This window comes from Burkholderia sp. WP9 (assembly GCF_900104795.1).
GTDB lineage: Bacteria > Pseudomonadota > Gammaproteobacteria > Burkholderiales > Burkholderiaceae > Paraburkholderia.
This window is the reverse complement of sequence record NZ_FNTG01000001.1, coordinates 2690738-2710466: the sequence shown is the minus strand read 5'-3', so window position 1 is coordinate 2710466 and position 19729 is coordinate 2690738. Positions and strand designations below refer to the sequence as shown.

Sequence of the window (19729 nt, the reverse complement as noted above, 5' to 3'; positions counted from 1 at the left end):
GAGCGAAGCGGGGACTGTGCAAACGACTCCCGCTGCCCTCCGCCACCGCACTCGCGGGGGATTGATTGGTTGATTGTTCCCAAAAGCCCTTAGTTCCGCAAAAAGGGTCCGTTTCCGCAGATTCTTCAGCGAGAGCCTCAGTTTGTCGCCGCGCCGGTTGCGTCGTCGCGCCTGCAGCCGTTGCCGATTTCACCAAGCAGCAGCTTGCCCGTCATCCAAACGCCTTCAGCTGCCCCCGCAAGACGGCAGCAGCGTTGCGACGTCAGGCTTGCAGGGCGACATCTACTGCGGAAGCTGATCGACAGGATCAGTTGCTCCTGATCTTTTGGATGAGCGGAACAAGTGCTTGCGCGGTATTGCGGGCCTTGATGGCATAGCCGTTTGCCGAAGGATGCACGCAGTCAGGCAGCAGCGTTTCCCAATAAGGATTGGTCTTGAACGTGTCGTACTGCGGGACCAACACGACATTGCGCTCAGCGGCGACCCTACGCATCACAACGACGTACGCATCGAGATTAGGTCGTTTGTTATGGCAAACCGGGTTTGGCTCCTCCAACACTGGAATTTTGCCGGCCGATAATGTTTCATTAATGAAGGTGTTGAGGTAGCCCTTGAACTGGTCCGTCGTTCCCGCCATCGAGTGATTCGAAACCACGATCTTTGCCTGAGCACGCTCCAGCAGGGTCGGATACGAGTGCGGATATTGCGGGTTCCCGCCTGCCAGCATCTCTGCAAGATCCGAGGACGGGACGCCCGCATTGATTCCGGTCACCGCTCCGGCGCCAAACCCATTTTTGTCGTTCAGCAGCGCTGACACAACAACCGGCTCATTGCCGGTAACGTTTTGGCAATTCGGGTTCGCGCAGGACATCACGTCAGATCCGTACATCGTACTGTCGCCCTCGAACAGAATTCCTACGGTTGCGACAGGCGGCGCAGATGTCGGAGGCATTGCTGTCTGATCCACCGGATCGGACGACCCGCCGCCTCCGCTAGATGCCATCACAAGCATTCCGGCCAAGGACGCGACAATTGCCTTCATGATTGCTCTCTTCATATTTTGACTCCGCAGGATTCTAGCAGTCGTGTAAACAGGTATGTAAGTGACTCATTTTATTCAGTCGATTATCGACATTTTCAGAAATGTCCAGACATTTCCAGGGATTTCCATGAATTTCCAGGCATTTTCCGACATTTTCCGACGTCTCAAGGCGGCCTGAATGTCTAACGCTATTGATCTGATCGAGCGCGCTGCGTCTACCGCGTGTTAAAGCAAACGGTTCTATCGCGTCATGCGCGCCCACAGGCTGATGCGCTGCCGCGGCGAAAGAGCAAGCAGCGCAAAAGAAAAGGGCAAGTGGTATGCGAGTGACAGGAATCCTATCCGCTGGCGGCACTGCTTAACGCAATGGGCTCGGCTCGCAGCACGTTCCATCGTTGACGCAAGGCGCAGGCGTCAGGTGTTCGGCGAGCGCAGATAAAGGCGAAGATAGGCGGTGTATGAACATCATCGCGGGCGCTGCGACTATCGACGTATTCCTGTGCGCTTCGGCAGGCTGGTCAAGTGATCAGTTCTGGGCGCGAAGGACCAATTCGAATTCTTTCAAATGAACGGGAGGGTTCGGATGAGTTGAAAACGTCGGCTGCAGCGTCACTCACGGCTGCAGTTGTCCGCGAACGCCAACTCGGCTATGGAGAGCTTCTTCGCGGTGCTATTGAAGTGCGAGTTCATCCAGCCGAACCGCTTCAAGTGCATCGCGCTATTTCGAATTGGTCTGCGACGCTAAGGCTACGCTGAAAAAGGTCAACGGCATTGGGCGTTCAATCGTTAGATGTGCATGAAACAACAGACCCTTGCGATGGCGGCCGATCAAGGCGCCGGATTTGAACAGTACCGTCGGCCAACCAAACGCGATGTGTTCCTTGAGACGATGGAGCAGATCGTGCCGTGGGCGCAATTGTGCGAGGTTGTCGAGCCGTACTATCCGAAGGGTCAAGGCGGTCGCCCGCCAGTGGGTCTGGAGCGCATGCTGCGCATGCACTTTGTGCAGCACTGGTTCAACCTGGCGGATGAGGCGTGCGAGGAGGCGCTGCTGGACAGCACCGCATTGCGGCGATTCGTCGGGATTGACCTGGGGCGCGAGCGGGTTCCCGATGGCACGACGCTGTTGAAGTTTCGCCGGCTGCTGGAGCGCAACAAGCTCGGCGAGCAGTTGTTCTCCAAGGTCGGCGAAGTACTGCAAGGGCATGGGCTGAAGGTTGGCACCGGCACGATCGTGGATGCCACCATCATCGGTGCGCCCAGTTCCACGAAGAATGCGGACAAGGCACGAGACCCCGAAATGCATCAGACGAGGAAGGGCCAGCAGTGGTACTTCGGCATGAAGCTGCACATCGGTGTGGATAGCCAGACGGGACTGGCACACAGCGCGGTAGTGACGGCGGCAAACGTGCATGACAAGCATCCGCTGCCGGCGCTACTGCACGGCGACGAGCGGCGTGTGTACGGCGACAGCGCCTATGCGAGCCAGAAGGAACTCATCGCCAGCAAGGCGCCGAAAGCGAAGGACTTCACCAACCAGCGTGTGCGCAATCGCAGTGGTGAAGTCGATGAAACCAGGCGCTCGAAAAACCGCAACAAGTCGAAGATTCGTGCCCGGGTCGAACACGTCTTTGCGGTGGTCAAGCGGCTGTGGGGCTTCGGCAAGGTGCGCTATCGCGGCCTCGCGAAGAACGCCACGCGTGCCTTTACTGCACTCGCGCTGGCCAACATCTACATGAGCCGCGCGCGGCTGATGGCACAGGTGCGTCCATAAGCAGCCGAAATGGGTCGAGAGCCCCGCTTGCCAGGCCCTTCAGGGCCGGGAAATCGAACCGGTCGCATCGCTGATCTCACATTCCGGAATTCAGCATCAAGCTGTCGGCGAAAACGGTGGCTTCTTCAGCGTAGCCCTAAATCAATTACTGCAACCACGAACGAATCCGGCTCGAACAAAAGGGCTAAGTCCCGTGCAATTTAGGAATTAATTCGTGGCCGTCCAGACTTTAACTGTCCATTTCGTAAGGTCAGTTCACGACCTTGGCGTTTCCATTTCTGGTCAATCCCGGTCTATACTCCGAGCCAGATCAAAGTTGAAGGGCCGGTAAAAATGTCCGCACCTGTAGTCTCAAACCCACTCCCGTGTGCTCTCGTAAAACCTCTGGAAGTCAGAAAATCCACTCCCACGATTACGAACATCCAGGCGTTGCGTGGTTTTGCTTCCCTCGTCGTGCTTCTCGGGCACGCGATCCTGGTTCGCGGCGGTATGGGGTTCGATCACCTGATGCCGTTGATGGGTCCCTACGCGTCCGCGGCTGTTGACGTGTTCTTCGTCATTTCGGGATTCATCATCGCGACCGTGGCGATGAAGGCGGCAGACGACTCAGTTTCGAGCCGCGGAACAATCGCCTGGAATTTTGCGGTCAAACGCTTCTCGCGGATCTTCCCGGTGTACTGGGTCGTGCTTGCGCTGACGGTAGCGCTCGGGTCTTACGTCGCCTACTCGCCGCCTTTTGTCGAGCGCAAGCCCCTATGGGAATTGATCTTCCTGACCACGCATATTAAGGCTACGCTGAAGAAGCCACCGTTTTCGCCGACAGCTTGATGCTGAATTCCGGAATGTGAGATCAGCGATGCGACCGGTTCGATTTCCCGGCCCTGAAGGGCCTGGCAAGCGGGGCTCTCGACCCATTTCGGCTGCTTATGGACGCACCTGTGCCATCAGCCGCGCGCGGCTCATGTAGATGTTGGCCAGCGCGAGTGCAGTAAAGGCACGCGTGGCGTTCTTCGCGAGGCCGCGATAGCGCACCTTGCCGAAGCCCCACAGCCGCTTGACCACCGCAAAGACGTGTTCGACCCGGGCACGAATCTTCGACTTGTTGCGGTTTTTCGAGCGCCTGGTTTCATCGACTTCACCACTGCGATTGCGCACACGCTGGTTGGTGAAGTCCTTCGCTTTCGGCGCCTTGCTGGCGATGAGTTCCTTCTGGCTCGCATAGGCGCTGTCGCCGTACACACGCCGCTCGTCGCCGTGCAGTAGCGCCGGCAGCGGATGCTTGTCATGCACGTTTGCCGCCGTCACTACCGCGCTGTGTGCCAGTCCCGTCTGGCTATCCACACCGATGTGCAGCTTCATGCCGAAGTACCACTGCTGGCCCTTCCTCGTCTGATGCATTTCGGGGTCTCGTGCCTTGTCCGCATTCTTCGTGGAACTGGGCGCACCGATGATGGTGGCATCCACGATCGTGCCGGTGCCAACCTTCAGCCCATGCCCTTGCAGTACTTCGCCGACCTTGGAGAACAACTGCTCGCCGAGCTTGTTGCGCTCCAGCAGCCGGCGAAACTTCAACAGCGTCGTGCCATCGGGAACCCGCTCGCGCCCCAGGTCAATCCCGACGAATCGCCGCAATGCGGTGCTGTCCAGCAGCGCCTCCTCGCACGCCTCATCCGCCAGGTTGAACCAGTGCTGCACAAAGTGCATGCGCAGCATGCGCTCCAGACCCACTGGCGGGCGACCGCCTTGACCCTTCGGATAGTACGGCTCGACAACCTCGCACAATTGCGCCCACGGCACGATCTGCTCCATCGTCTCAAGGAACACATCGCGTTTGGTTGGCCGACGGTACTGTTCAAATCCGGCGCCTTGATCGGCCGCCATCGCAAGGGTCTGTTGTTTCATGCACATCTAACGATTGAACGCCCAATGCCGTTGACCTTTTTCAGCGTAGCCTTAACTCGAACATCATGGCTGCATGGTCGCTGGCGTTCGAGGTTTATTTCTATGCCGTCGTGATGATCGCGCTGCTGATCTCACCGAAGCGCGTTCTGTGGGTGCTCTCGGGCTGGTCGGTCGTATCAGTCGTGCTTGTGCTTTACAACTACTACACAGGGGAGAGGTGGGGGAACATCTTCCAACTCACGTTCCTCGTCTTTGAGTTCATATTCGGGATGGTGATCGCGGTGCTGATTGACCGAAAGGTGTATCGCTACGCGACGAGCTGCGCGATCTTTGGTCTGACGGGCCTCCTGCTCGGCGTGGAAGCGATGCAGCTCAAGGGCTGGCCGGAACACGTGCACATGTGGGTGCACGCTGTGTATGTCGGAATCCCGAGCGCGTTCCTCGTTTATGGGATTGTCGCGCTGGAGATCGATAAGGGATGGCGTGTCGCGCCGTTCTGGACTCGCTTGGGGGACGCGTCGTATTCGCTCTACATCTGGCATCAGTTCCTGCTTTATACAATGCTCAAGATCTGCGAGAAGTTCGGCCTTTTCAACTTCGTCCCCGGCCCGATCATGCTCGCATTCTGGCTCGGTATCTGCTGGATCGTGGGTTTCTGGAGCTATCGACGCATCGAGATACCGGCTCAGAACGCGATCAATGGACGGCTGACGCGGCGCCGTCCGAAGTTAGCTTAAATACACATGGCGGTGTCGAACTCTGGTTCTTGCAGACCGACACGCCATGACTTCCATTCGATCGACCCCTTCGAATAGGATTCTCGTATTGGCGGGCCATCCCCTCCTTGCACGCTCTGCCTTTGATCTCAAGATTCAGGTAATCGAGGTGTGCACCCTTCAACTCCGCCGCCTTCACTGCGTGATTCCAGTAGATTCAGTTCGTTTTCGCTCGGATATTAGCAGAGGGCGGACGGTTGCTAAGAGCGGCGCTGCAAGCCATTGGTCGCCAAGGGCGCAAGGTGGTTTCTGAAGGCGTTTCGTCAGGCATCGAAAACTTCCCAAACCCCATCGAAAACTTCCCAAACCCGTCCGACAAGGAGCGGAGAAGTTTTTGCCGTTTATTGGTTCGATACAAGCACCGTACAGCCCAAGCGCTGGTGCCTTCTGTAATGCGAGGCGTCCATTGCGAAGACACGTCCATACTGTTCCGTGGACCCATGGGAACCGAGCGGTATGCGCTGCCGCACAACACCATGCGGTTCAGCACGATGGACCGCCGGGTTGGCACCTACTATCGCCGACAGCGGCATCGAACATGGTAGCGACTATGGCGCCTAGCTGCTGCCGCGCATCTCAAATCGAGAGACGGCCGAATACCACCTTGACGCTTTTGCCTGCCCGGGGCCGCAAACCCGGTGGATGTTTCGAGCCGAAGCTCGCAACCTTGGGTACCGGCTCACCAGCCAGCATGAGCGGAAAGGGATGGCATAATCATCCGAATTCGCAACTCAACGGGAGTACTTTCAATGACGCGTATGAACATCCTCATCAGTTCCAGTCGGCAGTGGAATCCCGGAGATGAGTTCATTCGCAAAGGTGTCGAGCGACTGCTGGGGGATATCTTGGGGCCAAACCACAACTGGCTGCTCTGGAATCGTAATCCCGACCTTTTCATGGACCGGTGGACCGACGGCCGAATGCGGACAGATTTTCTGACCAATTCCATGCGTGACCCGGCACTTGACGTTGTCGATCTGGTTGTCTTCGCCGGAACTCCGGAATGGTTTGGGCAGCCAGTCGAGCGAATTTACCGCAGCCTGCTGACGCAGCCGCGAGTTCCAGTGCTAGTGTTGGGCGCCGGCTCTGGCGCCGCTATGCCGCAACTCGCGCCGCATGAAGTTGAGGTCCTCGACCGCGGCAATGTGTTCATCTGTACGCGAAGCGTTGATCTCGCGGAATGTCTCAATGCCCAACTATCGACGCCAAAAGCGGTCCCGCTGCCGTGCCCCGCTTTCTACAGCGTCGGCGAGCCGGGTGTCCTGCCTGATCGCCACCGCGTCGGCGTCATTGTGCAAAGTTCCGGGACACCGAACCAAAACGTTGGAGAGGAGCTCGTCCAAACCCTGATTTCGGCCTTGCGCGCGGCACAAGGCAAAATCGATCTTGATATCGTGAGTCTCTATATCGACGAGCATATGCGGTTTTCGCGGTTGGGTCTGGAACATGCTTGCGTTTATAGCTACGAGCCAGATCATTTGCTTGCCCAGATTTCCGGTTATTCAACGATCATTTCAACTCGGTTGCACGGGGCTATTGCGGGGCTGTCTGCGGGCGTTCCATCGATTCTACTGGCAGAGGAAGGCAACTTCAGGCTACGTAGCACAGAAAAGCCGTTCGGAAATTTGCTCCCCATTCTGACCGTTCAGGAAGCGTTCCGCGTCGCGGCCGAAAGCTCGCCTGAAGAAACTCGCCGACAATCGACTGAAATTCTGTCATTCAAGAAAAGCGCGTACGAAAATCTGAGGGGTAAGTTGAGGGATTTTCTTGCCGATGCTATTCCTGGTCGGTTGTCTTAAGCGGCTCTGTTCGAAATGGGCAGGCTTGCGGCCTGCGGGTTGACCAGCGATTAGAAACAATGCAGAGCAGCATGGCTGCGATGTTAATCAGCCGCGTGAACGTCGCATCGCCGTACGAACTCGATTCGGATCGCTCGTTGCGTGGCAACTGCGTGGAAATGCACCGCGCCCACGAATCACCGATCGTTGCGCCCAAGCCGGTTCGAAGAGCTTCCCGCGCGTTTTACGCGCTTCGTCGTTTCACGCGTTTTGTCTAATAGAGGCATAAAAGCATTATGAGCATCCTGGAAGCGATTCCCGTTGTTGCTGAATTTTTTTCCTGCGAGGAGGCCGATCCTGATTCGTGGCGCTCGGGGCTCCATTCAGGCAACCTTGGTGACATCCTTTACTCGTTGCCAACGTGTCGGGCACTCGACATCAACCATCTTATCCTTAACGTATGCGCTGACCCGGCTTTTGGGGGGCGCGTGCTCAGCGAGCAGGCTACTAGAGCACTTGTACCGTTGCTGCTGGCTCAAGGGTTCATTCTGCGCGTGACGATCATCAAGTCGGGCGTTCCTTGGGAATATGCAAACCCACGCGATCTGGGTGTCGATTACGTCCTGGACTCGTTCCGGGCCACTTTTACAAATCCCTGGTTGCATCTGGTATATGCCCATGCTGTGCCATTCAACCTTATGGTAGATGGCGCGCGACCGTGGATTACGATAGACGGAGAGGCGCCGCAGCTAGGAATAAATCAACAACCCTATATTGTTGTAAGCCTGACAGGTCGCTATCGCCGGTACGATCACGCCTATTATGAGTATCTCTTCCGCGATGTACCTGCGGATCGGGTGTTCTTCGTTGGCGTTGGAAACGATCAGATTGAAAGAAGGAACATTGGCGGAACGGTATTTCAAACAACAGATTTTGCGGACTTGGCCAGACTTCTGGCGAACGCGGCCCTTTTCATTGGAAACCCATCGTTCACATATGCATTGGCCGAAGGGCTCAAGGTGAATCGACTTGTTGAGGTGCCTGAAGACAACAATGTCTATCCGCTGGATGGATCAGGCTCGCTGCTTCATATGTCCGCTCCGGAGAACGTGCGGGCGAAAATTTTCGAAGCGTTGCAATTGGAGGATTACCCACAAGTTGCATTTGAAAACGCAATACCGGGATATGTGCTTGCGAATATGCCGTATGTGCAACTGCTTTTTGATACCGGCTCGGGATTCAACGAAATTGAATCAATTGCTGCGCCGGTCGTTAAAGGCCGGCGCCAATATGTATTCAACAAGTTCCCGCAGGATGCGACCATCCGGACGCTGCGATTTGATCCACTTAACGATCATACCGTCGTGCGGATCAACCACATAAAATTGTCGAGCCAAGCGGGCGAGCAGACGCTCAACGCCGTTCCTTTAAATGCTACGCATGTCGATGCTTCGGAATTATATTTCGCACATATCGACCCGCAATTCCTGATCGACGTTCCGGAGCAGTTTCAAACCGGGATCAAAGAAATTATCGTCGACATGGAGATCATTGCTCTCGGGCCGGCGGAGGCCGCCAATAGATTATATGCTTGTCATTTCGAATCGCTGGCTGCGGCGCGTTGCCAATTGGCGACGGACCTGGGCGCAATATCGGCGAAGCACTCGCAATTGACGATTGAAAGAGACCAGTTGGCTACAGAGCGAGCTCATTTAATAACAGAACGAGAGGTGTTGGTGGTGGAGCGAGGCCAGTTATTGACCGAGCGAGGCGGGTGGGGAGTCGAGAAAAACCGGTTGCTAGTTGAACGGGACGAGATTTTGAGAAGCCGTTCGTGGCGCATAACAGCCCCCCTACGCTGGTTGGTCAGGCGGTTCATGACCTGATGGATGAGTTGTGACTTTGTTCCCGCCGGGTTGGGCAATGGTGCTGATGTTGGCTGGGGTGGGCATCGACGTGCGCTGGCAACGGCAACGATCCCCGATCCGCAAAAACTCTACCGGCACTTGCCCTGACCACAGCCACGCCGAATGTCGCTGCGGCACGATGCGGATCGAGGTCGGACGCAAGCTTGCGAAGTGCTGGTCAGGACTTGAGGACATCAACTCTGCAAAGTCATCGGTGTTTCTAATCAGTGGCGAAACTAGAAAACCGGCCGCTCCCATCGACGGAATGTATCGATATGACTCTGTCCGACCGTCCGCGAATGACAATTCGATGTGCACCTCGGGTGCCGCGAACAGTATGTTCACAACACGCCCCGCGAGCGAAGGTATCAGGTTGAGCCTCGCCCACACGGGAGCATTTTCGGCCGGAACCGCAATATTCTGGCCGGGCATAGTGTCTACGCGCTCAATGGGCTTAAGCGAAGCGGGTGCCGCGACTCGGCCTTTGCGAAGAATCGCGTAGTCGCCCAAACGCTCCTGGACCGAATAGGTGTTGATCAGTGTTAGCCAGCTTAGACCGTCTTCCAGTGCCGGCAACCGCTCGTCGATAGTAAGCGCTAGTTTTCGCGCACCTAGCTTCTGCGTTTAAGAGAGTTCACGATTGCGTCCGCACCCCCCCCTTCTGGGGAAATTACGGGCGGCATTGACAGCAGTTCGGCGTAGCGCTTCACGAGCGCGAGGCTCAGGAAGATGAACATCGAGAAGGCGAGCAGCCAGAAAGTCAGTTGCGCGTCGACCGCCGCGGTGCCGGCGATGATGCGCATCGTGTACAGCATGGCCAGCACCACCACGTCGACCATCACCTGGCGCTTCAGGAACGTGGAGTATGCGAGCGTCAATACGTAATAGCCGAACAGCGCCGCGGTGAATTGCCAGGGCAGGAATAGCCACGCCGTGACGAACGCGACCACCAGCAGGACAGGAAAGAGCGCGAGTCCCCATGTGAGGGGCAGTGCGCCGGACGCCAGCGGACGTTTGCGTTTGACCGGGCGGTGACGGTCGTCCTCGAGATCGAACAGGTCGTTAAGCACATAGACACTCGAGGCGCACAAGCCGAAGGTGAGAAGCGCCAACAGGGCAGCGAGCGTCAGTTCAGGCGACGACAACTTATGCGCGGCCAGCAGCGGCAAGAAGATCAAAAGATTCTTCAGCCACTGACGCAGGCGCAGCGATTTGGCCCAGGTCTTCGCGGCGGGAGGACACGATTCGATCACCCGCTCCACGTTGCCGATCTTACGGGCGGCGCGCTCCACGCCATTGGACGGATTCACCACGTACGCGCGGTCGGCGGATTCCCAGACCGCTATGTCGTCATGCGAATTGCCTACATAGTCGAAGCCTTTTTCGCCGTACTCGGCGACCAGCGTATCGCGCTTGTTGTGAGCGGACAGGTTGGTGCTGCAGTTCGTTGCGAACGTCCTGTCCAAAATGCCGAGATGGGCGGAGATGGCTTGCGCGTAACGTTCGTGGCTTGCCGTGACCAGCACCGGCGAGCGGCCGGCGTCGCGTTCACCCTTCAGCCATTGCAGGACAGTGGCGTCGTAGGGCAGCACGGCGACGTCCACGTTCGTCGCGTCGGCGAGGCGCGCTTTCAAACCCGGCCTGCCGCCGCGCGTGAGCCACAGCAGCGGCTCGTAAAAGCGTTGCGGGGCTGCCTTCAGATAGGCAAATCCGGACTCGATCAGGATGTCTGAGCGAATCAATGTGCCATCAAGGTCGACGACGAGTGGTCTACCGCGCATTCATTCTGCCCTGAGGGCGGTTGTCGGATTTATCGGACGGACGGCTGCCGCCTGTGGCGCTGAGCTGAAGACCTAAATTTCGTCCAGTTACTAACGGCCGGAGTTTGGCGACGTTACTTTACTATTCCGTGATAGCGCGCACAACCTTGCGGATAAGGTGCCTGATTCCGAGGAGGCCAGCCGGATCAAACCCTATTAAAGGGTTTGATGAAATGGCGCCGGGCGTAACAAAGGGAAAGATGGGTTGCCGAACAGCGAAAATTTGAGCAAACTGCGGGTCTGTTGCGTCCACGCAACGTCGACTTTTTCGAAGTGTCTACCGAAGTGCCCATTGAAGTGCCCACAATAAGGCACGCAGTTCCACATGAAAGAAACGCGAGCTCTGCATCCCTTATCCGACGGATTGTCCGTGTCGGTGGTGGTCTATCGCCCGGATACAGAACAGTTAGTGTCCACGCTCACGGGGCTCGCCGCCGCGTGCGATGCGCTGCACGCCAGCCGGCCCCGACTGCCAGTGACGTTGTATCTGGTCGACAACGGTGGTCTGCCCGACCTCCCGGCTGCGCTGGAGGAACTCCAGGCTCGGGGCATCGTTTGCACGATCATCGCGGGACAGGGCAATGTAGGCTACGGCAGGGGCCACAATCTGGCGATCGAGCACAGTGTCAGCCGTTATCACCTGGTGCTGAATCCCGACATCGATCTGGCAAGCGACGCGCTTCGCGAAGCGCTCGATTTTTTCGATGCACACCCCGAAGCGGGCCTTATCACGCCATGGATCGGTGACGAGCATGGCGAGCAGCAGTTCTTGTGCCGACGGTACCCCACGTTGCTCGATCTGTTTGTACGCGGCTTTTTGCCCTCGGGAATGCGTCGACTGTTTGTCCGCCGACTCGCCCGCTACGAGATGCGCGACCGGATCAATGCGCGCGACACAGTGTGGGATCCACCGATCGTCAGCGGCTGTTTCATGCTGTTTCGCATGACGGCCTTGAAGCAGCTGGCGGGCTTCGACGCCCGCTATTTCCTTTACTTCGAAGACTATGATCTGAGCCTTCGCGCGCATGACGTCACCCGCGTTGTCTACACGCCCGCGGTGCGCGTGTTGCATCACGGCGGCGGTGCAGCGCGCAAAGGCTCTGTGCATATCCGCATGTTCATGTCTTCGGCGTACAAGTTCTTTGACCGGTTCGGCTGGAAGTGGCTATGAGCCGGGTGCTCGTTACGGGAGCCAACGGCTTTGTCGGCCGCGCGCTGTGCCGCGCGTTGCGTGACTCCGGCAACACGGTCACCGGCCTTGTACGGCGGGAGATGCAGCGCGAACGCGGTGTGGACGAATGGGTCGACCCTAGCGTGAATTTCGCGGGCATCGACGCAGGTTGGCCTGCGACATTGCAAGTGGATTGCGTCGTGCAGCTGGCGGCGCGTGTGCATGTCATGCTCGAGGACGCCACCGATCCAGAGGCTGCTTTCCAGGCGACCAATGTCGAGGGCACGCTGCGTGTCGCGCGCGCCGCGTGGCGGCACGGCGTGCGGCGCTTTGTCTTCGTCAGCAGCATCAAGGCGATGACCGAAGCCGATTCGGGCCGCCCAGTGCGCGAAGACGATCCGCCGGCGCCGCAAGATCCGTACGGTCGCTCGAAACGCGCTGCCGAAGAAGCGCTGATCCGGCTGGGTGCGGAGACTGGCCTCGAGATCGTGATCGTGCGCCCGCCGCTGGTCTATGGTCCTGATGTGCGGGCTAATTTCCTGAGCCTGATGAGCGCCGTGTGGAAGGGCGTACCGCTGCCGCTCGGCGCGCTTCGCGCAAGACGCAGCCTCATCTACGTCGACAATCTCGCGGACGCTTTGGTGCATTGCGCGACCGATGCGCGCGCGGCCGAGCAGTGCTTTCACGTCGCGGACAACGACGCGTTGACGATCGCCGAACTGGCGCGCGCGCTTGGCCGCCACCTTGGCCGGCCGGCGCGCTTGCTGCCCGTGCCCGAGAGCTGGCTGCGCCTCGCCGGCCGCCTGACGGGGCGTACGGCGCAAGTAGACCGGCTCGTCGGCTCATTGCAGCTCGACACCAGCCGGATTCGCACGGTGCTGGGCTGGCAGGCGCCGCATTCCACCGAAGAAGGGCTGGCCGCGACAGCCCACTGGTACCGATCCACGCATTGAGGCACGCATGCTGATGTCCCCTTCCACGATGCCGGGCTGGACGACCGTGATCCTGATCGCGCTCGGCTCCGCTTGCGCCTGCGCGGCGATCCTGTGGACGCTGCTCAGGACCGGCCTCGCGTGGCGTCTGGCCACCGACATTCCCAACGACCGCTCGTTGCACACGCGGCCCACGCCGCGGGTGGGCGGCTGGGGCATCGTTCCGGTGGTGGTCGTCGCGACGCTGATCGTTGCGCCGCACCTCTGGCTTGCCGCGCTGTGCGCTGCGGTGCTGGCGGCGGTCTCGCAGATCGACGACCGGCGCGGACTGCCCGCGCGGGTCAGGTTCGCCGCGCACCTGGCCGCGGTGGCGATCTTCGTCTGGGCGCACCCCGCGCCTGCGCCGCTGTGGCTGCTGGCGACCTTGTCGTTTTTACTGCTCTGGCTGGTCAATCTTTACAATTTTATGGACGGTGCGGACGGCCTGGCCGGCGGCATGACGCTGTTCGGCTTCGCGGGCTACGCCGTTGGGGCCGCGCTCACCGCGCATCCATCACCAGAGCTCAGCTTGGCTTCGGCCGCCGTGGCAGGCGCTGCCGCGGGTTTTCTGCTCTTTAACTTCCACCCCGCGAAAATCTTCCTCGGCGACGCCGGATCGATTCCGCTCGGCTTTCTGGCGGGCGCTTTCGGCTATTGTGGCTGGAGCGACGGCGTCTGGCCGATCTGGTTTCCCGCACTGGTTTTTTCGCCGTTCATCGGCGACGCTTCCGTCACGCTGTTGCGACGGTTGTTGCGCGGCGAGAAAATCTGGCAGGCGCATCGCGAGCACTATTATCAACGCATGGTCCAGTACGGACTTGGGCATTCGAAGACAGCCATCCTATGGTATGCAGTAATGGCGGCTGGTATAGTACTTGCTGTCGTGTTGCTTGACTGGTCTTCGGCCCTTCAATGGTGTAGCGTGGGCGTATGGGTGATCGTGCTGGTATTGATTGGTATCGGAGTCGATTCACGCTGGCGTCGATTCCGGATAGCAGATTCCGAACAACCTGAGGTGTGACGCCGATGTTTCGACACAAAGCCTCATGGCTATCATTTAGCGCTTTCGCCTTCGACCTTTGCGCAGTCGCAGGCGCTTGGCTCGCGGCATACCTGATCCGCTTCAATGGTTACGTTCCGATTGAGTTCTGGTCCGGCGCCGTCCGAACCCTGCTCTGGGCCCTCCCTGTCTACGGTGTGATGTTCCGCATCTTCGGCCTATATCGGGGCATGTGGGTGTTTGCGAGCCTGCCGGACCTGATGCGCATCGCGAAAGCGGTGCTGGCCGGCGCTTTCGTGATGATGATGGTGGCGGTCATGGTCCAGCCGCACCCGATCATTCCGCGCTCCGTGCTGGTCGTCTCTCCGCTTCTGCTGTTCCTCGCCATGGGCGGCTCACGCGCGCTTTATCGCGCCTCCAAGGAGTTCTATCTATACGGCGGCCTGGTCGGGCAAGGCAAGCCGGTGGTGGTGCTCGGCGCGGGCAACGCGGGCGCGAGCCTGGCTCGTGAACTGTCGCGTTCGAGTGAATGGCGGCTGGTGGGGCTGCTCGACGACGATCCGGCCAAGCAGGGTCGCGAGATTTACGGCTACAAGGTGTGGGGGCCGATTAGCGACCTGCAGCGCTGGGCCACGGACATGAAGGTCGAGCACGCTATCATCGCGATCCCGTCGGCATCAGTGGATGCGCAGCGTCGCGTAGCGACCTTGTGCGTGCGCGCCGGTGTGCGGGCCATGGTGCTGCCCGCGCTGACCACGCTAACGCAAGGTGAAGCGTTCCTGTCGCGCGTGCGTCAGATCGATCTGGAAGACCTGCTGGGGCGCGAGCCGGTACGCATCGACATGCCGCACGTCGAAGCGCTGTTGAGCGGCCGCGTGGTGATGGTGACCGGCGCGGGCGGCTCGATCGGCTCGGAGTTGTGCCGGCAGATTCTGCGCTTCGAACCTGCTCAGTTGATCGCGTTCGATCTGTCCGAGTACGCGATGTACCGTCTCACGGAAGAGTTGCATGACCGTTTCCCGAAGCTCTCCGTGGTGCCGGTGATCGGCGACGTCAAAGATTCCTTGCTGCTCGACCAGGTGCTGTCGCGCTATACGCCGCACATTCTTTTTCACGCTGCGGCCTACAAGCACGTGCCGCTGATGGAAGAACTGAACGCGTGGCAGGCGGTGCGCAATAACGTGCTGGGCACGTACCGTGTCGCGCGCGCGGCGATTCGCCATGACGTGAAGCACTTCGTGCTGATCTCCACAGACAAAGCGGTGAATCCGACCAACGTCATGGGCGCGAGCAAGCGGCTCGCGGAAATGGCTTGCCAGGCTTTGCAGCAGACCAGCACGCGGACGCAGTTCGAGACTGTGCGATTCGGCAATGTGCTCGGCAGCGCGGGCAGCGTCATTCCCAAGTTTCAACAGCAGATCGCGAAGGGTGGGCCAGTCACGGTCACGCATCCTGAGATCACGCGCTTTTTCATGACGATTCCCGAAGCATCGCAACTCGTGCTGCAGGCGTCGAGCATGGGGCATGGCGGCGAGATCTTCATCCTCGATATGGGCGAGCCGGTCAAGATCGTCGATCTGGCGCGCGACTTGATCCGCCTGTATGGTTTCAGCGAGGAGCATATCCGCATCGTATTCACGGGCCTGCGTCCTGGCGAGAAACTCTACGAGGAACTTCTGGCCGACGACGAAGCGACCACGCGCACGCCGCATCCGAAACTGCGCATCGCGCAGGCGCGTGAAACGCCCGACAATCTTCTCGACGAACTGCTGCCGTGGCTGATGCAACATCGTGTGCCGAGCGACCAGGAAGTGCGCCGCGATCTGCGGCGCTGGGTGCCGGAGTATCAGCCGGCTGCCGCGCCGGCGTTGCATAGCGTGGCACCGGCCACGCGGGCTTCCTGAATGGCAAAGAAAAAAGTCATGGTGTTCGCCGGCACGAGGCCGGAAGCAATCAAGGTCATTTCGGTCATGTAGGCGCTGCGCGCAGCGCTCGAACATTTCGACACCTGCCTTCTCAGTCGGGCAACACTGTGAGATGCTGATGCGGGACTCGCCGACTTCGGCATGACACCCGGTGCGAGTGTCGACGTGATGTCTGTTCGGCGACTGCACCGGGGCCGAGCAGATAGTCTCCATTCTGAAGTCCATGTCTGTGTTTGACTAGGACGCGCCCGTCTGGACGCGGCTCGCCGCCATGTTTTGACGGCGGCGCGGCACAGCAAAACGCAGCACGAGCGATAGGCGACGCGCAAGTCGTCCGGCAGCCAGACCTCGGCGTCAATGCTGTGCACGAAATACCCACAGCTTCGCGAAGGCAAAGTTGACGAACATCCCGGCGATGGACCCTGCGCCTACGGCGATGAGTGGAGCGATCGGCACCTTCGGCAGGAACAGCAGGGCGACCACGTAGCTTCCGTAGTTGCATCCGCCGCCCACGGACATGGCGGCGAGATAGCGTAACCACTCACGCCAGAGCGAGCCGGTCCGCTTGACCTCGAAAGTCAGCCGACGGTTGATCTGCCAAGTCGTGAAGGCCGCGCAAAGAAACGAGACGACGCGACCGGCGTAAGCCCCAAGTCCGATCGCCAGTGCCACGTACAGCACGCCGGCGTCCACCAGAAAGCCGATAGCGCCGGCGATGGCGAACCTGAAAAATTGGGCACGCATGGACTAAGCTCGTTCCCGCTTGTGTGGCGCGGGGATGCCGAGGTACACCAGTCGCTTGACCTCAATTCGGCCACGCGTCACGGTGTCAAGAACAAGGCCGCAGATCAGCAGGATGGCGCCGAGCAACATCAGCGCCGTGCTGAGGAGCGCGGTGGGCAGGCGCGGTACGAGCCCGGTTTCCATGTAGGTTCTGAACACCGGAATGGACAGCAAGATAGATAGCAGTGCACAGATCGTGAAGCCGACCGTGAAGAACGCAAACGGCTTCTCGTTTTTCACCAGCTTGAAAATGGTCATCAGAATGCGGAAGCCGTCCTGATAGGTGTTCAGCTTGCTCTCGGAACCCTCCGGGCGCGAGATGTAGCGGGTGGGCAGTTCGGCCACGGGCATCCGCATGCCGAGCGCATGCACGGTCAATTCCGTTTCGGTCTCAAAGCCCGATGCATGTGCCGGAAACGACTTTGCGTAGCGGCGCGAAAAGACTCGGTAGCCCGACAGCATGTCCTTGAATGTGCGGCCGAAAATCGCCGCCACGCATTGCGTCAGCATCACATTGCCGAAGCGGTGGCCGAGACGATAAGCGGCCTGTTCGTCGGTGACGCGCGAGCCGACAACCATGTCCAGCCGCTCCTCGACCAGCTTGCCGACCAACGCGGGAGCGACGGACGCGTCGTACGTTGCATCTCCGTCGACCATCACGTACACATCGGCCTCCACGTCCGCGAACATGCGGCGCACGACGTTGCCCTTGCCTTGCAGTGGCACCTCGATGACTTCCGCGCCCGCTTCGCGCGCGACACGTGCCGTGTCGTCCGTCGAATTGTTGTCGAACGCGATGATGGATGCCTCAGGAAGCGCGCGTCGAAAATCGCGGATCACCGTGGCAATCGTCGCTGCCTCGTTGAAGCAGGGAATTACGATGGCGACGGTGCCTAGATTGAAGTCTTGCATTGGCAATTATGTCCTGGTTTGACGGTCGAAAGTGCAGCGTACTAATCTTCGCCGACTGCATAACCCGTTGCGGAAGTTGGGCGCATTGGCGAATGGCTCAATGGTAGCGCATACGAAAATTGGCTCTCTCCCGTCGCAACGCGAAGCGAAAGACACGCATTCGAGTGCTTTCTTAATGCCATTTGGCATTCCGCACCACCGTCCACCGCGGTGACTCGAAGCACACGATACTCATGTAGAGCCAGACATTTGTCCCGAGGCGAACATCACCACGAAACAGAACAGATGCAGCGTGTGCGGCGACGTCAACGACTTACGCCGCGTCAGTTCATGCGCGGTGCGCGCACCGCCCCCAAGCGCATCAGCCGCGTTTAGACGAGCATATGCAAATGCTCGCCCTGGGGAATGCCCGGCGACATGCCGCGAATGAATTTCTTCCGGTAGATCGAGAAGCAGGTCTCGAAGATCGGATATGTAAAGAGCAGCACCGGATACCACGCCGACCTTCCGATCGCACATGTCCGCTTAATCGGTAGTTCGGCGAGCATCGCGCGATTGAAGTATGCGCCGCCGTCGCCGAGAAAATCATGGCGACCGGTAGTTTAGATGAGCAAGCTCATCATCGCACCCATCAGGATCAGTGACGCGGACACTGTGCCACGGTCGTGCATCTAGCAACGCCATATACCCAAGCCCGTACCACCTATCCGCGTCACTGACGCATCGACCTGAGTGCAACGCACTCCATTCCTAAGTTAGTCGCCTGTTGGGCGCCCAATTCTCGCCTCGTAGCGGCGCTACTGACAGCCTGGCATGTCTCGTGGGGAAACTGAGTCTTCCACGACACGTAGTGAGGCTGGTTTCTTGACCAAAATGCAAATCCTGTACTGACTGAGAACAAATTAGTGCAGACATGGCGAACATCCAAATTTCCTTTCTGTCAACGGCAGACAAGCCAAGCCTGACTCACGCGATCCGGTATCAATGCGACGGCGGTGAGCAAGCTTCCCAGACGGGAAATCACTTGCACTTTATGTGCGGATTTCTTATCCCCTTCCTGTCGGCACACGCAGCCGAAAAACAAAAGCGCAAGAAGAATTGCTTGGCTCGACAGGCGTGCACCTGCGGTCAGGTAGCCTTGCCTCGGCCGAGGCCGGACCAAGGATCGTCAGGCGACAGTGCTTCCCTGAGCCGGGTGAACCAACTCTCTGATCTCTAAGATCCCGGAAAGCAAAGAGTGCAGTTCCGCACCAACCCGCGGCGCCCTTTTGATAGGGGAGAACGCCCTTTTCGCCAAAGACGACAGTGAAGATCCAAGTTAACTTCTCGGCTCTGACGGAAAACGCCAGACTCCCTCAGCGGCTCACGAACGAACTTACCGAACTCTTTCAGCGACACTTGTCGAAAGCGCATAGCAAAACCCGCGTTGCATCCCATGCGATATCAATCAAAACCCAGAAGTACCGCGTCCAAAGTCTCATTGCAGGGTTCCGCGAACTTCGCAAAGGCGGCTTCGCGATCCAGTCGCCATGGAATCTCGCAGAGAAACACATCGGTTAACTTGTGAACCTTTGGGTTAACGAAAAAGGAACAATCGCCCGGGACGGTCGAGAACAAGCTGACATATTGGCGCACGCTCGCCGCGTGGATGAAAAAGCACCAATTCGTAGGCACAGTAGACGACTACATCAAGCGTCCCGAAGGGTATCGTCGCTATTACGTTGCTCAGGAAGACAAGTCATGGTACGCGGCGAAGGTCGATCTCGATGATGTGATTGCACGGCTATGCCGACGCGACCGGTGGGTCGCGATCCAAGTGGAGCCTCAGGCAGCATTTGGCCTGCGTGCACAGGAAAGCATTCTGTTGCGTCCGTTGCAGTGTCTTCGCGTTTCGGGCCACCTTCACGTGATTGATGGCACCAAAGGCGGACGGTCGCGTGTCGTTCCAATCGATGCGGAGTAGCAATA

The 19729-nt window shown here is 58.8% G+C and carries 14 protein-coding genes and 2 pseudogenes; 10 read left to right on the top strand and 6 right to left on the bottom strand.

What is annotated here, in order from left to right:
• Nucleotides 1-307: 307 nt before the first annotated feature.
• Nucleotides 308-1042 (bottom strand): SGNH/GDSL hydrolase family protein, encoded by a 735-nt coding sequence (locus BLW71_RS12025; RefSeq protein WP_177205012.1) that lies wholly within the window; start codon nt 1040-1042, stop codon nt 308-310.
• Nucleotides 1043-1838: 796 nt separating this feature from the next.
• On the opposite strand from BLW71_RS12025, the gene BLW71_RS12020 reads away from it, so the two are divergent.
• Nucleotides 1839-2816, top strand: coding sequence for an IS5 family transposase (locus tag BLW71_RS12020; RefSeq protein WP_091796501.1), 978 nt, complete (start codon nt 1839-1841; stop codon nt 2814-2816).
• A gap of 429 nt (nt 2817-3245) precedes the next feature.
• Nucleotides 3246-3644, top strand: a complete 399-nt coding sequence (locus tag BLW71_RS12015) for an acyltransferase family protein (RefSeq protein ID WP_177205011.1) — start codon at nt 3246-3248, stop codon at nt 3642-3644.
• A 96-nt stretch (nt 3645-3740) separates the two neighbouring features.
• Here BLW71_RS12015 and BLW71_RS12010 read toward each other — a convergent pair whose 3' ends face one another.
• The gene (locus BLW71_RS12010; protein ID WP_091796501.1) at nt 3741-4718 is read right to left on the bottom strand and encodes an IS5 family transposase; all 978 of its coding nucleotides are present in this window, start codon (nt 4716-4718) and stop codon (nt 3741-3743) included.
• A gap of 62 nt (nt 4719-4780) precedes the next feature.
• On the opposite strand from BLW71_RS12010, the gene BLW71_RS12005 reads away from it, so the two are divergent.
• From BLW71_RS12005 to BLW71_RS11990, 3 genes are all read left to right on the top strand, one after another.
• On the top strand, nt 4781-5455 hold the full coding sequence (locus BLW71_RS12005; protein ID WP_353615889.1) for an acyltransferase family protein: 675 nt from the start codon (nt 4781-4783) through the stop codon (nt 5453-5455).
• A gap of 788 nt (nt 5456-6243) precedes the next feature.
• Nucleotides 6244-7293: a polysaccharide pyruvyl transferase family protein gene (locus BLW71_RS12000; protein WP_091796519.1), complete on the top strand. Its 1050-nt coding sequence runs from the start codon at nt 6244-6246 to the stop codon at nt 7291-7293.
• 275 nt (nt 7294-7568) lie between these two features.
• Nucleotides 7569-9158 (top strand): hypothetical protein, encoded by a 1590-nt coding sequence (locus tag BLW71_RS11990; RefSeq protein WP_091796517.1) that lies wholly within the window; start codon nt 7569-7571, stop codon nt 9156-9158.
• Between the two features lie 701 nt (nt 9159-9859).
• On the opposite strand, the pseudogene BLW71_RS11985 reads toward BLW71_RS11990, so the two are convergent.
• A pseudogene (locus tag BLW71_RS11985) lies at nt 9860-10960 on the bottom strand (UbiA family prenyltransferase); the annotation flags it as partial.
• Nucleotides 10961-11324: 364 nt separating this feature from the next.
• Here BLW71_RS11985 and BLW71_RS11980 point away from each other — a divergent pair.
• The 4 genes from BLW71_RS11980 to BLW71_RS11965 are packed head-to-tail and all read left to right on the top strand — an operon-like array spanning nt 11325 to nt 16045.
• Complete coding sequence (locus BLW71_RS11980) at nt 11325-12170, top strand: glycosyltransferase family 2 protein (RefSeq protein WP_091796516.1); 846 nt, start codon at nt 11325-11327, stop codon at nt 12168-12170.
• Nucleotides 12167-13123 (top strand): UDP-glucose 4-epimerase family protein, encoded by a 957-nt coding sequence (locus BLW71_RS11975; RefSeq protein WP_091796515.1) that lies wholly within the window; start codon nt 12167-12169, stop codon nt 13121-13123. The genes BLW71_RS11980 and BLW71_RS11975 overlap by 4 nt, the downstream gene beginning before the upstream one ends.
• Nucleotides 13124-13130: 7 nt before the next feature.
• Complete coding sequence (locus BLW71_RS11970) at nt 13131-14162, top strand: MraY family glycosyltransferase (protein ID WP_091796514.1); 1032 nt, start codon at nt 13131-13133, stop codon at nt 14160-14162.
• A gap of 5 nt (nt 14163-14167) precedes the next feature.
• Nucleotides 14168-16045, top strand: coding sequence for a polysaccharide biosynthesis protein (locus BLW71_RS11965; RefSeq protein ID WP_091796513.1), 1878 nt, complete (start codon nt 14168-14170; stop codon nt 16043-16045).
• A gap of 375 nt (nt 16046-16420) precedes the next feature.
• Here BLW71_RS11965 and BLW71_RS11960 read toward each other — a convergent pair whose 3' ends face one another.
• The 3 genes and pseudogenes from BLW71_RS11960 to BLW71_RS11950 form a co-directional block, all read right to left on the bottom strand.
• A complete protein-coding gene (locus BLW71_RS11960; RefSeq protein ID WP_091796512.1) occupies nt 16421-16810 on the bottom strand; it encodes a GtrA family protein in 390 nt (129 codons plus the stop codon).
• A gap of 3 nt (nt 16811-16813) precedes the next feature.
• Nucleotides 16814-17761, bottom strand: a complete 948-nt coding sequence (locus BLW71_RS11955; RefSeq protein ID WP_091796511.1) for a glycosyltransferase family 2 protein — start codon at nt 17759-17761, stop codon at nt 16814-16816.
• A 172-nt stretch (nt 17762-17933) separates the two neighbouring features.
• Nucleotides 17934-18426: pseudogene (locus tag BLW71_RS11950) on the bottom strand (glycosyl transferase); the annotation flags it as partial.
• A gap of 983 nt (nt 18427-19409) precedes the next feature.
• Here BLW71_RS11950 and BLW71_RS42235 point away from each other — a divergent pair.
• Entirely contained in the window at nt 19410-19724 is a 315-nt protein-coding gene (locus BLW71_RS42235) for an integrase domain-containing protein (RefSeq protein WP_286161984.1), read from the top strand.
• The last annotated feature ends 5 nt before the right edge of the window (nt 19725-19729 follow it).